We start from the raw sequence: 14101 nt of genomic DNA on the forward strand, positions 1-14101 counted from the left end.
CCATTGGGTTACGGTTTGAGCTGTTCTTATAACTCTCGGTGATTTGACAAGTAAAGTCGTCAAGCGACCATCGGCGCATGCTTGAAACGCCCCGCGGATGGGAGTACCGTCTGCGCCTTAGAAGGGCACCTCTGGTGCAACCGTGTACGGAGCTAACGCTCGAAAGCGGTGCAGCAGAGAGGCTAGAAAGCGAATCCAGTAGTCTGTGCCGGGCCAATGCCCCGCCAACTACGCCAACCTAATTCTGGCGCCGTTTGCCCACATGCCAAAAACCAGTGCCACGCTGCTGATAATCGATGATGACGAAGTAGTGCGCGCGAGCCTCGCGGCCTATTTGGAAGACAGTGGTTTCAGCGTCCTGCAGGCCAGCAACGGCCAACAGGGTCTTCAGGTATTCGAGCAAGACACGCCCGACCTGGTCATCTGCGATCTGCGCATGCCGCAGATGGGCGGTCTCGAACTGATCCGTCAGGTCACCGAGCGATCACCGCAAACGCCGGTGATCGTGGTGTCGGGTGCCGGCGTGATGAACGACGCGGTCGAGGCCCTGCGCCTGGGCGCGGCGGATTACCTGATCAAGCCTCTCGAAGATCTGGCTGTGCTCGAGCATTCCGTGCGCCGGGCCCTGGATCGTGCGCGCCTGCTGCTGGAAAACCAGCGCTACCGCGAGAAGCTGGAAAAGGCCAACCGCGAACTCGAAGCCAGCCTGAACCTGCTCCAGGAAGACCAGAACGCCGGTCGCCAGGTGCAGATGAACATGCTGCCGGAGAGCCCGTGGAGCATCGACGAGTTCAAGTTTGCCCACCAGATCATTCCGTCTTTGTACTTGTCGGGTGATTTTGTCGACTACTTCCGTGTCGACGAGCGCCGGGTGGCGTTCTATCTGGCGGATGTCTCCGGGCATGGTGCCTCTTCAGCGTTCGTCACCGTGCTGTTGAAGTTCATGACCACGCGCTTGCTGTTCGAGTCCAGGCGCAGCGGCACATTGCCGGAATTCAAGCCTTCGGAAGTCCTTGGTCATATCAACCGGGGGCTGATCAGTTGTAAGCTGGGTAAACACGTCACAATGGTCGGTGGAGTCATCGACGAGGAGACCGGTTTGTTGACCTATAGCATCGGCGGCCATCTGCCGTTGCCAGTGTTGTACACGCCTGACAGTGTTCGTTACCTCGAAGGACGCGGTCTGCCGGTGGGCCTCTTCAACGAAGCCACCTACGAAGACCACGTGCTTGAGCTGCCGCCGACGTTCAGCCTGACGCTGATGTCCGATGGTATTCTGGATCTTTTGCCAGAACCTACGCTCAAAGAAAAAGAAGCGGCCTTGCCCGAACGGGTGAAGTCAGCGGGCGGCAGCCTGGATGGTCTGCGGCAAGTGTTTGGATTGGCCACGCTAGGGGAGATGCCGGATGATATCGCCCTGTTGGTGTTGAGCAGGAATCTTTAATGAGTACCGGTAGAATCCAGTTCGCCGAGCAGGATGGCACCTTCGTCCTGAAGTTCGTCGGTGAAGTTCGCCTGACCCTGTGTTCGGCGTTGGATGCGACTATTGAGAAAATCTTCACCGCGCTGAATTTCAACGCGATCGTGATCGATTTGACCGAAACCCGCAGCATCGACAGCACCACGTTGGGCCTGTTGGCCAAACTGTCGATCCTGTCGCGGCAGAAGGTCGGCCTGCTGCCGACCGTCGTGACCACCCATGAAGACATCACCCGTCTGCTGCAATCGATGGGTTTTGAGCAGGTGTTCAACATCGTCAACCACCCCGTGCCGTGCCCGGAGTGTCTGGACGACCTGCCGGATCAGGATCAGTCGGAAGAGATTGTGCGGATCAAGGTGCTGGAAGCGCACAAGATCCTGATGGGGTTGAACGATTCCAACCGTGAAGCGTTCCATGACTTGGTCAATGCCCTCGAACGGCACTGATCCTCTGAAGTGATGTTGTCTGGGCCGGCCTCTTCGCGAGCAGGCTCGCTCCCACACTGATGCGGCGTCGATCACAAGTCCCCCCGTGGGAGCGAGCCTGCTCGCGAAAGCGGCCGCAAGATCACCAAGAGTTTCCCAGCAGCCACAAAAAAGGGCGAACCCAAACGGGTTCGCCCTTTTTGCATTCCAGCGACTCAGATCACAGCTTGGCTTGCAGCAACGCCTCAAGCTTTTCCTGGTCACGGGCGAACTGACGGATGCCTTCAGCGAGTTTCTCGGTAGCCATCGCGTCTTCGTTGGACAACCAGCGGAACTGCGCTTCATTCAAGCTCAAACGCGCTTCACCGGCATGACCCGGCGCCAGTTTGCGTTCCAGCTTGCCGGTATCTGCCGCCAGCTTGTCGATCAGATCCGGGCTGATGGTCAGACGATCGCAGCCAGCCAGTTGCTCGATCTGGTTCAGGTTGCGGAAGCTCGCACCCATCACCACGGTCTTGTAGTCATTGGCCTTGTAGTAGTTGTAGATACGCGTCACCGACTGTACGCCCGGATCATCGGCGCCGGTGTAGTCGTTGCCGTTGGCCTTCTTGTACCAGTCGTAGATGCGGCCCACGAATGGCGAGATCAGGAACACGCCCGCATCGGCGCACGCAGCGGCTTGCGCGAAGGAGAACAGCAGGGTCAGGTTGGTCTGAATGCCTTCCTTCTCCAGCACTTCGGCAGCGCGGATGCCTTCCCAGGTGGAGGCGATCTTGATCAGTACGCGGTCGCGGCCAATGCCGGCCTTGTCGTACAGCTCGATCAGGCGGTGCGCGCGTTTGAGTACCGCGTCTTTATCGAACGACAGGCGTGCATCCACTTCGGTGGAGATACGGCCTGGAATCACTTTGAGGATTTCCTGGCCCACAGCGACGCCGAAGTGGTCGCTGGCCAGACCCACATCGCCCTTGCAGTCGCTGACGCAAGCGTTCAGCAGTTCGGCGTAAGCAGGAATGGCTGCAGCCTTGAGCAGCAGCGAAGGGTTGGTGGTGGCGTCGACCGGCTTGACCCGGGCAATCGCTTCGAAGTCGCCAGTGTCGGCAACCACGGTGGTGATTTGTTTGAGTTGTTCCAGCTTGGAAGTCATGTGTGTGCTCTGTCCTGTGGGTTTGACGACATTACCCGAGCGCTGACAGCCACTCAAGGGCGGGTGCATGTATCGATGGCCCCAGCGGCAACAACCGGGAAACGATTGTTTGAAAGGCAGGGCGCGCTATCGATGAATACGATGCCAAAACAGCCAACAGGTTCAAAGCAACTGACCTGCGAACAGATCAGTCGCGCAGGGCCTACTGTGTATTCAATTGGGTAGCGGCGGCCAGTTTCGCCGGTTTCGGTTGACCGCCAGAGGTCAGCAGGCCGAAGTTCTTCTCGCGATCGTTACTGCCCGTGTCGCTGTTTTTCCATTCGTAGATCGAGGTCAGCGGGATGTTGAGTCTTTTCACATCGGCGATGAAGGAGGCGATTTTGCTGGCTTGTCCGTCATTGCCGCCGTTTGAGCTGAGCGCCGAAATACCCCATTCGCTGATGACCCCGGGCAAGTGGAAGTTCTGCTGAATGAAGGTCTGCGCATTGCTGATCTGCGTGGCGGTCATGCCGTAGGGATGATAGGAAATCGCGTTGAGGCATTTCGGGTATTCACTGACGATGCGGCTCAGCGCCACGGTTGAGGCAGAGCCTGCCGTCGGTGGCCGGGCGAACCCGTAGCCGACCCGTGGCGTTGTTAGCGCCGTGCCCTGCAGCGACTTGCACACAGCGTTCATGAACGGCACGAATGTTGTGTCGAAGTTGCGCGTTGGCCAATAGGTGTCCAGGTCGGGCTCATTCCAGATTTCAATCGCCACCAGCTGTGCGCTGTAGGACTTCTCCAGGCCCGTGAGCGCGTTGGCAAACGATTCGCCCGCTGTCGTCAGATCGCTGGCCGGCAAGGGCTTGATGGCGCGCACGGTCAGCAGCACCGGCAAACCCGCGGACCTGGCTGCCGCGAACGCATCGCTGACCTGCTGTTGATAAGCCTTGGCACTCAGGCTGTCGCTCCACACGCCGAAGCGCACAAAACTGAACCCGGCGGCTTTGATGTGGGCCGCGTCTTCGACGGTGAAGTTCTGGATCTTCACCTGAACACCAATGGTCTTGGCGGGAAGGTTGGGGAAGAGCTCACTGGCGTGAGCGTGAGTGACGGCGCTGAGCGCCAGCAACGCAGAGGCGAGCCGTTTGAGATGTGCTGATTTCATGTCTTTTCTCCCGATGGGAATGACAACGGCGAATAGTTATCTCGTTACATGAATTACGAAACTAACAATGGCGCTAAGTGCGTCAATGTTATTTTTTGTCAGGAATCCATAACCTGAAAATCACAGTTATTTTTAGTCCGCTAATTCTGGTTGGGGCGTTTTTGGGCCTGTGGTACTTAATACACTGTATTAACAGGGCCAACCTATTTCTGAGTGCGGGAAGATCTAGTGCGTTCATTAAAGTTCGCTCTAGATGTTGGCAGTTTGATATTACACAGGAAAGTAAACTTTGTTCAAAAAGATCCTTGTCGTCTGCGTGGGCAATATATGCCGAAGTCCGACAGCAGAACTTCTGTTGCGCAACGCGCTGGCACCCTCAACGATCTCGGTGACCTCCGCAGGCCTTGCTGCACGCGTTGGTGAAGGTGTTGAAGCATCGGCGCGGCAGGTGCTGGAGGATCATGGGCATAGCGCTCAAGGGTTTCAGGCACGGCAGCTGACCGCCGACATCGTCAATGAATCAGACCTGATTCTGGTCATGGAAAAACAACACGTAAATCAAGTATTGAAAATGGCCTCTCACGCCAGAGGCAAAGTGTTTTTGCTCGGCAAGTGGCAGAGCGAACGTGAAATACAAGATCCCTATCGTCAAGGCAAGGCCGCTTTTATTCATGCCCATGCATTGATTGAAGATGCTGTCAGCTCCTGGGCACAACGTCTCGCACGTTGATGAATATTCTTCAGATCAGTGAATGGTAAGAACAGACTTATGCAGTTACCGTCAGTAATCGCCAGCCGTGATAACGATCAAGACAGTATTGATCTGCTCGGCATATTCGGCAGCTTGATTGACCAGAAGTGGTTGATCGGCGCGTTCACCGGCGCCTTCATGGCCGCCGGTGTTGCCTATGCAGTGTTGGCCACGCCCGTGTACCTGGCGAATGCGCTGGTGCAGGTCGAACCGAAAAAGAACGACATGCTCGGGTTTTCCGACCTCAACAGCATGCTCGGTGGGCAATCGCCGTCGGTGACCGAAATCGGCATCATCAAGTCGCGCGCGGTGATCGGCAAAACCGTCGATGATCTGCGTCTGGATATCGACGTCACGCCCAACAGGTTCCCGGTCATTGGCGGCTTTCTCGCCCGCCGCTATCGCGGCGAAACCGAATCCAGCGTAGCGGCGCCACGTTTTGGCCTGAGCAGTTATGCCTGGGGCGGTGAGCGCCTGGAGTTTGCCCGCCTCAATCTGCCTAAAGAATTGCTGGGCAAGAAGCTCACGTTGGTCGCGGGTGAGCAACATCAATTCCAGTTATTTGATGAAAACGACAACTTGCTGGTGGAAGGCGTGACGGGCGAAGCCTTCACGCAGGACGGTGTGGAAGGGCTGATCACGCAGTTGGCAGCGAACCCCGGCACGCGTTTCGAAGTCGTGCGCAACCCACGGATCGTGACTGTCCAGAGTTATCAGGATGCGCTGGATATTTCCGAGCAAGGCAAGGAGTCGGGGATCATTCGCCTCGCCTTGGCCAGCACCGACGCCGCCGAAGCGGTCAAGATCCTCAACAAGATCGCCGCGCTGTACGTCGAGCAAAACGTGCGTCGCACCTCGGCCGAAGCGGCGCAGAGCCTGGCCTTCCTGCAAAGTCAGTTGCCGCAGGTCAAACGCGATCTGGCCAAGGCCAGCGATGCGCTCAACGCCTACCAGACCCACGGCAAAACCGTGAATATCTCGCTGGAAACCCAATCGGTGCTCGGTCAGTCCGTGGCGCTCGAAACGCGGATTTCCGAGTTGCGAATGCAGCAGGCGGAGATGGATCGAAAATTCACCAAACAGCATCCGGCCTACCGCGCGTTGATGTCGCAGATTGGCGAACTGACCCAGCAACAGAAATCGCTGGAAAGCAAAGTCGGCGACCTGCCGGCTACGCAACAGGAGCTGCTCAATCTGACTCGCGATGTCGAAGTGGCCTCGCAGATCTACACGCAACTGCTCAACAAATCCCAAGAGCTGGACATCGTCCGTGCCGGCGCAGTCGGCAACGTGCGCCTGATCGATACAGCGGATGTCGACCTGACCAGCCCGGTCAAACCGAAAAAGCCCTTGATCGTGCTCATTGCCACGTTCCTCGGCGCCTTCATCGGCGTGGCCCTCGTGCTGCTGCGCAAATCCCTGAGCCGTGGCCTGGAAGGGCCAGAGGCTATCGAGCAACTTGGCTTGCCGGTCTATGCGTCAATTCCTTACAGCACACTGCAACAGGAAGAGGACGGCAGGACGGGACGCGCCCGTGACGGCGTCGATAAACCGGCGTACCTGTTGGCGCTACGCAATCCAACGGACCTGTCCATCGAATCGATCCGCAGCCTGCGTACCTGTCTGCACTTCGCCGCGCTGGATTCAACCAACAATCGCATCATGATTTCCGGGCCGAGCCCGCAGGTCGGCAAGACTTTCGTGTCCTCCAACCTCGCCGCCGTCATGGCGCAGAGCGGTCAACGTGTGGTGCTGATCGATGCCGACATGCGTAAAGGGCATCTGCACAAGACCCTGAACGTACCGATCGACAATGGTTTGTCCGACCTGTTGGTCAAGCGCTGCAGCCTCGAGCAGGCGATCAATAAAATCGATGGTGCCGACCTGCACTTCATCAGTCGCGGCCAGGTGCCACCCAATCCTTCCGAGCTGTTGATGCACGCCAACTTCCGCGAACTGCTGGCGCAACTCAGCGACAGGTACGACGTGGTGATCATCGATACACCGCCGCTGCTGGCCGTGACCGACGCGGCGATTGTCGGCCGTGATGCGGGTATCAGCCTGATCGTCACGCGCTTCGGGGTGAACCCGGCCAAAGAGATCGAGCTGACCATTCGCCGCTTTGCCCAGAACGGCATTGAGCTCAAAGGCGCGGTATTCAACGGCGTCGAGAAGCGTGCCGCGAGCTATTACGGCAACGGTGGCTACGGCTATTACAACTACGAATACGCGTCCGACAAGTCCTGAGTTTCAGCGGTTGTCCTTACTTTTGAAGTGGGTGAGTTGTGAAAAAAATACTGCACGTGGCTGAAACGATAAAAGGCGGCGTCGCGACGGTGATCCGCACGATTTCAGCGTCGCCTGAAGACGACGCTGCCAACTATCAACTGGTCTATCTGGTCCCGCAGGATCAGGAAAAAGAACTGCACGGCATCGCCCCGCAGCAGATCCGCACCTTCGCCCGGACCGGGCGTAATGTGCCGTCGCTGCTGCGTTTCGCCTGGCGCCTGACCCAGGTGATGCTCAAGGAAAAACCCGACGTGGTGCATTTGCACAGCACCTTCTCCGGGGTCATCGGCCGTTGCGTGTGTGTGCTGTTGCGGCCGTGGCGCAAGCCGAAAATTGTCTATTGCCCGCACGCTTTTTCGTTCCTGATGGAAAGCTCGCCAACCAAGCAGAAAGTCTATGCGTGGATCGAGCGGGTGCTGCAGAAGGTCACCGACGTGATCATTTGCGTCAGCCAGTACGAGCTGGATAAAGCCGCGCGGTTCGGCATCGAACGCAAGCGCATGAAGCTGATCTACAACGGCATTCCTCACCGCGATGACGCGCTGAAGCCGACTAATCCCGAGCCGATTCACCTGCTGTTTGTCGGCCGGCTCGACTATCAGAAAGGCTTCGACGTGTTGCTCAAGGCCTACGCCAAGGTGCAGCGCAACGACCTGAAACTGACGGTGGTCGGCAGTGCGGTCAACGAGGATGTGGTCGAGTGCCCGCCGATGGACTCGGTTGAATACTTGCCGTGGGTCACGCCGAGTGAAGTGCACGCGCTGTATCAAAAAGCCGATGCGCTGATCGTCCCGAGTCGGTGGGAAGGTTTCGCCATGGTGCCGCTGGAAGGCATGGCCATGGGGCTGCCGGTGATTGCCAGCAATTGCACGTCATTGCCCGAACTGGTCACCGACGAAGTGTCCGGCTACGTCTTCCCCTCAGGTGACCACCAGGCGCTGGCCGACGTGCTGTCGAAAATCCAGAAGCCGCGGTTGCTCGACCTCGGCAACGAAGGTCGCAGCATCGTCCGCGAGCGTTTCAGCGCCGCGTTGATGATTCGCCAGACCTACGACCTGTACCGCGCTCCCTCTTACTAAGTAGAAATCAGCTTATGAACGTAACGATTTTGCATGGCTACAGTGCGTCCAACTCCGGTGACGGCCTGCTCGTCGATCTGGCCATTGCCTTGGTGCAGCGCAACTTTGGCGAAGACACCGCGATCAGTGTCGTGGCTTCCGACCCCGAATCCTTCAGCTACTTGCCGCACCCGCGTTTTAACGCACCGGTGATGGCGGCCAAGGGGCTGGGCCGGGTCAAACAAGCGGTGTTTCTCAATCAGTCCTATGCCGGGCTCGCTGACCTGTTGAAGAAGACCGATCTGATCGTCGGCGTCGGCGGCGGTTACATGCGCTCCAAAAGTGCCTTCGAACACATCAAGTTGAAACTCGGCCACGCCAAGCAACTGGAAACCGCGATCCTCAGCAAGGTGCCTTCGGTGTACCTGCCGCAAAGCATCGGGCCGTTCCACGGCGAGAGCAGCAAGATCGTCGAGCACTATGCCAGCGCCGATGCGGTGTTCGTGCGCGACAATCGTTCGTCGGCGATCTTCGATGCCTGTGAAAACGTCTATCGCGCGCCGGATCTGGCGGTGCAGTCGCTGGCCAGCAAAATCCTTCTGCAACCCAAGTTCACCCGCTGCGCCTCGTCACCCGCCACGGTGTGCGTGGTGCTGCGCAAGCCGCCGGAGTGGAGCAAGGAAAAGAAAGTCGCCTACGTCGCCAACCTGAAGTTGCTGCTGCAGCGCCTGAAGAATAAAAGCAAAGTGGTCTGCGCCGTGCAAAGTGCCGTGCGCGGCAACGATGACGGCGCGTTCTATCGCGAACTGGGCATCAGCGAAGACCTGCTGTCGTTGAAGGCCACGATTGCCAAATATCAACCGGACCTGGTGATTTCCGTGCGCTTGCACGGCGCCATCGAATCGCTGCTGTCGGGCGTGCCGGCGTACCACATCAGTTATGAGCGCAAAGGCTTTGGCGCCTATCAAGACATGGGCGTCGAGGACTGGGTGATCAACGGTGGCGACATCAATGTCGACACCATCATCGACACGGTTTATGCGCCAAATGCCCTGTCCGATTTCGGTAAACGCCTGACCGACACCTGCCGCGAGATCGAGGCAAAAACCGTGGCCATGGACGACATCATCAAAGGGATCGTTCGATGATATTTCGGCTACTGCTTCGCGGCGGTGCCTTGGGCGCGAAGTTTTTGCTGGTGCTGGCCATCACCCATTTCCTCGGTTATGAGGCCCTGGGTTTTTACGGCGTGGTGGTCGCCGCGTCGTTGATCGCATCGAAGTTCTACAGCGTCGGTTTCAGTTCCGAAATCAATCGCTTGATCAGTGTCGGTGGCAGTTCGCGCCGGGTGGTCGACAAGGTTTTGCTGCTGTATCTGGCGGTGGGGCTGGTGTTGTCGCTGGTGACCGTGGGGATTTACTCACTGTTCCAGCAGGTTGATGCGCCCATCGCGCTGATCGCTTGTATCACCCTGGTGTTGCTCACCGAGCACCTGTCGTTCGAGATCAACTCGTTCGTGTTTTCCGCGCAGAAAGCCACGGCGGGCGCATTGCTGTTCTTTATCAAGACCGGTCTGTGGGCACTGCTCGCCGTGGGCGGGATGATGTTCGGTTGGGTGTCAGGCGTCGCCAGTGTGTTGTGGCTGTGGGTCGCCGCCAACGTGTTGGTGATCATCGCCGGTTACCTGATTGTGGTGAAGGTTCATCACGGGCGAGAGAGCGGCACACTGGCTACGGCTACGGTGTGGAAGGCCGGCTTGCCGTTCTATTTCGGCACCGGGTTGATCGCCTTGAGTCAGTACGCCGAGCGCTTTCTGATCGCCGACCTCGAACCCTACGCCAACCTCGGTAAATACGTGTACGCGTGGTCGGCGGCCAACACCTTGCAAGCGTTGTCTTACGCAGTGGTGGCGGTGGTCGGGATTCCGCTGCTGGCCAAGCGTTTCCAGGCTGAGCAGCAACCGTTCACGGTCAAGCAACTGTTTGTGAACAAGTGGGTTGCACGTTCGCTGGTGGTATCCGCTGCCGTGGCGGTGGCGATTTATCTGTTCTTCAACATCGTGCTCGATTACGTCGCCACCAGCGTGCCGCGTCCGGACAACGCGCTGCTTGGCGTGCTGATCTTTTCCTTCGCCCTGCGGGCGATTGGCGACATCGTCTGGGGCGGTTTGATTGCCTCGAAAAACAGTCGGGTGTCACTCGCCAGTGCGGCGTTCTGCTTGCTGGTTTCAGTGCCGGTCAGCTATGTGCTGATCAAGCACTATTCGATTTATGGCGCGGCCTGGGGCAACGTCTTCGCGATCATCGTGCAGCTCGGCGTGATTGCCCTGTTGACCCGCGTGACCGCAACGAAAAAGGCCGCTATGTCATGGGCCTGAAGCTACCGTGCATCGAGTTTCGCGGCAAGAAACTCGATTCGTACGTCTCGTTCCTGATCCTCTTCACCGGGCTGTTTCTGTCGGTGGCCATGCCGCTGTTGGTCCCGCGTGCTCCCGGGCCGGATGCCATGACGTTATGGTCGTCCTACGCCCGCGCCGACAACTGCAATTTCTGGAACCCGTTCTCGCCGGATCGCTCGTCCTACGAGTGTTCGGCGTTCCTGCTGCGGCCCACCGGGATCAACCTGACCAATGCCTGGGCCTACGGCATGTTCTGCAACTTTTTCCTTACGGCGATTCCGGTGGTGGTCTTTCGGCGCATGCCGCTGGCGATCTTCGGCACCCTGTGTCTGTGGGGCATCGTTCGCTCGTTTTTCCTTGAGAACCTGACCAAGGAAATCATTGTGTCGGTGGCGGTGTTGAGCATTTTGCTCAGCTCGTTGACGCGCAAATATCGCGGCGGTTTTTTTCTCTCGGCGGTGATCTACGGCGTGCTGATCCGGCCGTACTGGATTCTGTTTTCGCTGTCCTGGGTCGGCGTCTGTGTGATGAAGAAATACGTGTCGCGGTTCACCTTCTTTCTGATGCTGTTCCTGTTCTATCTGGCGGTGGCCATGTCGATTCAGGTGGCGCTGGGCTTTCCGGTGTCGTCGATTCGCGCCAGCAACAACGAGTTGCGCACGGCGGGGGAGGAGGGCTCCAAATCGCTGATCGTGTCCTGGCTCAGTGGCAGTGACTTCGTCTCGCAGGCGCTGGACTCGATGATCATTTTCTTCCGGTTGTCGTTCCCGGTGGAGCTGATCCTGCTGTCCGGACCGGGTCAGGTGATCTTTGTGGCACTGATGATCATGACCGCGCTGCTGCTGTTCAAAGTCATCACCTCGACCGATTACAAGGGCGCGCCGATCCAGACCAAACCCAAGGAACTGATTGCGATCCCGCTGGCGTTTTTGCTGGTGCAAGGCTTGTTCGAGCCGGACTTCGGTTCCTTCGCCCGGCACTTTTCCATGGTGGTGCCGGTGCTGTTCGTCGGCCTGGGATTGATGCTGCGGGCCAACAAGCCGGTGCAGGTTGAATCAAGAATTCTGAATTGAGGCAGGTGCTTTATGTCGAGCAAGAAAAAGTCCCTGGAGATCGAAACCCTGCGCGGGCTGGCGTGCCTGCTGCTGGTGCTCTATCACGTCATCGGCCCGTTGGGTGGTGGTTTGAAGATCGATATCGGCTCGCCGTTCCGGGTGATTGCCGACTCGATGGTGTACGTGCGCATGCCGCTGTTCACCTTCATTTCCGGGTACATCTATTCCATCTACAAAATCCGTGGCAATGACTTTTCCGCGTTCTTTTCCGGCAAGGTGCGGCGGCTGATCGTGCCGCTGTTTTGCGTGGGCGTGCCGTTCTCCGTACTGCAAGCGGTAGGGCCTGGAGTGAACAAGGACGTCGGCGTGATCGACGCATTGTTGTCGTTCTGGGTGCCGATCAACCACTTCTGGTTCTTGCAGGCGGTGTTCATCATTTTCATGTTCGTCGGCCTGCTGGAGTGGCGCGGCCTGCTGCGTTCGGCGACGCGTTTGTATCTGCTGTTTGCCTTTGCGGCAGCGGTGTTTTTGCTGCCGCCGTTCAAGTTCGATGCGTTCGGCATCAACGGCGCGATCTACCTGCTGCCGTTTTTTGTGGCGGGGATGATTGGCCAGGAAAATGTCGAGGTGTTGAAGCAGCGGTTCAAGGTGATCGGCCCGCTGGTGTTTGTGCTGATCTCGCTGACGCTGCTGTATGTGGCGGCAATTGATCGCGAGCTGATCGTTGATCGTCGCAGTCTGATTGGCCTGACCGTGGGTTGCGTGTCGTGCATTGCCTTGCTGTCCAGTGACATGCGCTCGAAGTGGCTGACCTGGCTGGGCGGGTATTCCTACGCGATTTTCCTGTTCCATGTGTTGTTCGCGGCCACGTCGCGGTTTGTGCTGGGGCGTTTGGGGGTGAAGGATGAAAGCCTGCTGGTGTTCGGTGGCGTGGCGTGCGGTTTGCTCGGGCCGGTGGTGTTGTCGATGATTTTCAGTCGGTTCAATTTCACTTCCGTGCTGTTTCTTGGTGAGCGCGCGGCAAGCAAAAAACCGTTGGCGCCCATCACCCCGGTGGTGCAGGCCTAAGAAAGCTAAAAGCTTCGCGAGCAGGCTCGCTCCCACACTGGATCTGTGTCTACACACGATTACTGTGGGAGCGAGCCTGCTCGCGAAGGGGCCGTCACTGAATGAAGGAATTTATGCATGTTGGCAGTTGATGACGTCCAGCCCGTTGCGGCGTCAGTGGTTGAGGTGGGCGATGCGCGCGAGCGCTTTGCTCAGTGGCGCGAAGGCAAGGCCGGCAAGGTTTTGTCCGTCTCGGTAATCGGCGACAGCTACAGCGCCGGGCAGGATTTCTATCTGAACAAACTGGTGCAGCGCGTGGCCGGGGAGGTCGGTTTCGCCGGCCCCGGTTACGTTGGCTTCAACCATGGCGCGGCGCTGGGTGGCACGCATTTCAAATACACCCGCAGCAGCGAGAAGTACTTTGGTGGCGGCTGGGATGTGTCCGGCCTCGGCCAGGCCAGTCCTGACAGCCGCACGGTGACAGGGCAGCCCGGCGCCTGGTTACAGATCGATGCCAACCCGACACCTCGGATCAACACGGCGGTCACCCAGGCGAAGTTGCTTTATCGGGGCAATGGCGAACCCGGTGAGGTGCGCTATCGCTGGGCGCCATCGCAAGACTGGAAGCCATTGACGCTCGCAGGCTCAGGCGTTCAGGAAGTGCCATTGCCGGGCACACCGACTGCGGCGGATTGGGCATTCAGACTGGAAGTGGTGAAGGGGGCACCGACGCTGTTCGGCCTGTGGATGAGCAATGATCAGAACGGCATTCGGGTTTCCAAACTCGCGGCGTCTGGCGCGGCATCTGCTGACTTCTATCACAAGGACCCGCACTGGCAGACCCAGTGGAAAGCTGCCGTGTCGAAAATTCCCGCCGACGTTTACCTGATCATGCTCGGTGGCAACGATCAGGGCTTTGGGGTGAAGCCCGAAGCGTATCTGCACAATGTGCAGGGTCTGGTGGGGATGATCCGCGAGATCCAGCCAGCCGCGAGCATCAACCTGATCATGCGTCAGGACACCACGCGGTCCAGTGCCTATCCGATGTCGGCGTATGCGCAGGTTCTGCAACCCTGGGCGCACGAGCAGCATCTGGGCTACGCCAATCTGCAATGCGCCTTTGGCTCCGACGTCAAACGCTATGCGGCCGCGATGATTGGTCCGGACAAGATTCATCCAGTCCCGGCTACGGGTGGAAAGGTGATTGCCGATTATTTTTACCGCTGGATAGTGGGCGCTGACGATAACTGCTCCGCATCCCGGCAGTGATCGTTCCCACGCTCCGCGTGGGAATGCCGCCCGGG

At 58.3% G+C, this 14101-nt stretch carries 12 protein-coding genes; 10 read left to right on the top strand and 2 right to left on the bottom strand.

From position 1 onward, the window contains the following. Positions 1-262: 262 nt before the first annotated feature. Positions 263-1444, top strand: coding sequence for a two-component system response regulator RssB (rssB, locus tag ATI02_RS26810; RefSeq protein ID WP_095189118.1), 1182 nt, complete (start codon positions 263-265; stop codon positions 1442-1444). Beyond that, on the top strand, positions 1444-1926 hold the full coding sequence (rssC, locus tag ATI02_RS26815; protein ID WP_095189117.1) for an anti-sigma factor antagonist RssC: 483 nt from the start codon (positions 1444-1446) through the stop codon (positions 1924-1926). The genes rssB and rssC overlap by 1 nt, the downstream gene beginning before the upstream one ends. 199 nt (positions 1927-2125) lie before the next feature. On the opposite strand, the gene tal is transcribed toward rssC, so the two are convergent. Continuing rightward, a complete protein-coding gene (tal, locus tag ATI02_RS26820; RefSeq protein WP_100847832.1) occupies positions 2126-3052 on the bottom strand; it encodes a transaldolase in 927 nt (308 codons plus the stop codon). Between the two features lie 202 nt (positions 3053-3254). Continuing rightward, a complete protein-coding gene (locus ATI02_RS26825; RefSeq protein ID WP_100847833.1) occupies positions 3255-4199 on the bottom strand; it encodes a cellulase family glycosylhydrolase in 945 nt (314 codons plus the stop codon). Positions 4200-4488: 289 nt separating this feature from the next. Here ATI02_RS26825 and ATI02_RS26830 point away from each other — a divergent pair, with 289 nt between their 5' ends. From ATI02_RS26830 to ATI02_RS26865, 8 genes are all read left to right on the top strand, one after another. Then, entirely contained in the window at positions 4489-4929 is a 441-nt protein-coding gene (locus ATI02_RS26830) for a low molecular weight protein-tyrosine-phosphatase (protein ID WP_095189114.1), read from the top strand. A gap of 39 nt (positions 4930-4968) precedes the next feature. After that, positions 4969-7197, top strand: a complete 2229-nt coding sequence (locus ATI02_RS26835) for a polysaccharide biosynthesis tyrosine autokinase (protein ID WP_100847834.1) — start codon at positions 4969-4971, stop codon at positions 7195-7197. A 38-nt stretch (positions 7198-7235) separates the two neighbouring features. After that, positions 7236-8318: a glycosyltransferase gene (locus ATI02_RS26840; RefSeq protein WP_100847835.1), complete on the top strand. Its 1083-nt coding sequence runs from the start codon at positions 7236-7238 to the stop codon at positions 8316-8318. A gap of 14 nt (positions 8319-8332) precedes the next feature. Beyond that, the gene (locus ATI02_RS26845; protein ID WP_100847836.1) at positions 8333-9445 is read left to right on the top strand and encodes a polysaccharide pyruvyl transferase family protein; all 1113 of its coding nucleotides are present in this window, start codon (positions 8333-8335) and stop codon (positions 9443-9445) included. After that, positions 9442-10674 carry an MATE family efflux transporter gene (locus tag ATI02_RS26850; protein WP_100847837.1) on the top strand — a complete coding sequence of 411 codons (1233 nt, stop codon included), beginning with the start codon at positions 9442-9444 and terminating at the stop codon, positions 10672-10674. The genes ATI02_RS26845 and ATI02_RS26850 overlap by 4 nt, the downstream gene beginning before the upstream one ends. Continuing rightward, on the top strand, positions 10665-11768 hold the full coding sequence (locus ATI02_RS26855) for a hypothetical protein (RefSeq protein ID WP_095189109.1): 1104 nt from the start codon (positions 10665-10667) through the stop codon (positions 11766-11768). Before ATI02_RS26850 ends, ATI02_RS26855 begins: the two co-directional genes overlap by 10 nt. A 12-nt stretch (positions 11769-11780) precedes the next feature. Beyond that, the gene (locus tag ATI02_RS26860) at positions 11781-12818 is read left to right on the top strand and encodes an acyltransferase family protein (protein ID WP_100847838.1); all 1038 of its coding nucleotides are present in this window, start codon (positions 11781-11783) and stop codon (positions 12816-12818) included. Positions 12819-12935: 117 nt separating this feature from the next. Next, complete coding sequence (locus ATI02_RS26865; protein ID WP_100847839.1) at positions 12936-14066, top strand: SGNH/GDSL hydrolase family protein; 1131 nt, start codon at positions 12936-12938, stop codon at positions 14064-14066. The last annotated feature ends 35 nt before the right edge of the window (positions 14067-14101 follow it).

Source organism: Pseudomonas baetica (assembly GCF_002813455.1).
Lineage (GTDB): Bacteria > Pseudomonadota > Gammaproteobacteria > Pseudomonadales > Pseudomonadaceae > Aquipseudomonas > Aquipseudomonas baetica.

Bases quoted from the DNA above. Each gene is read 5' to 3' on its own strand.
- rssB (WP_095189118.1), top strand. From the start codon at position 263: ATGCCAAAAACCAGTGCCACGCTGCTGATAATCGATGATGACGAAGTA.
- rssC (WP_095189117.1), top strand. From the start codon at position 1,444: ATGAGTACCGGTAGAATCCAGTTCGCCGAGCAGGATGGCACCTTCGTC.
- tal (WP_100847832.1), bottom strand. From the start codon at position 3,052: ATGACTTCCAAGCTGGAACAACTCAAACAAATCACCACCGTGGTTGCC.
- ATI02_RS26825 (WP_100847833.1), bottom strand. From the start codon at position 4,199: ATGAAATCAGCACATCTCAAACGGCTCGCCTCTGCGTTGCTGGCGCTC.
- ATI02_RS26835 (WP_100847834.1), top strand. From the start codon at position 4,969: ATGCAGTTACCGTCAGTAATCGCCAGCCGTGATAACGATCAAGACAGT.
- ATI02_RS26845 (WP_100847836.1), top strand. From the start codon at position 8,333: ATGAACGTAACGATTTTGCATGGCTACAGTGCGTCCAACTCCGGTGAC.
- ATI02_RS26850 (WP_100847837.1), top strand. From the start codon at position 9,442: ATGATATTTCGGCTACTGCTTCGCGGCGGTGCCTTGGGCGCGAAGTTT.
- ATI02_RS26855 (WP_095189109.1), top strand. From the start codon at position 10,665: ATGGGCCTGAAGCTACCGTGCATCGAGTTTCGCGGCAAGAAACTCGAT.
- ATI02_RS26860 (WP_100847838.1), top strand. From the start codon at position 11,781: ATGTCGAGCAAGAAAAAGTCCCTGGAGATCGAAACCCTGCGCGGGCTG.
- ATI02_RS26865 (WP_100847839.1), top strand. From the start codon at position 12,936: ATGTTGGCAGTTGATGACGTCCAGCCCGTTGCGGCGTCAGTGGTTGAG.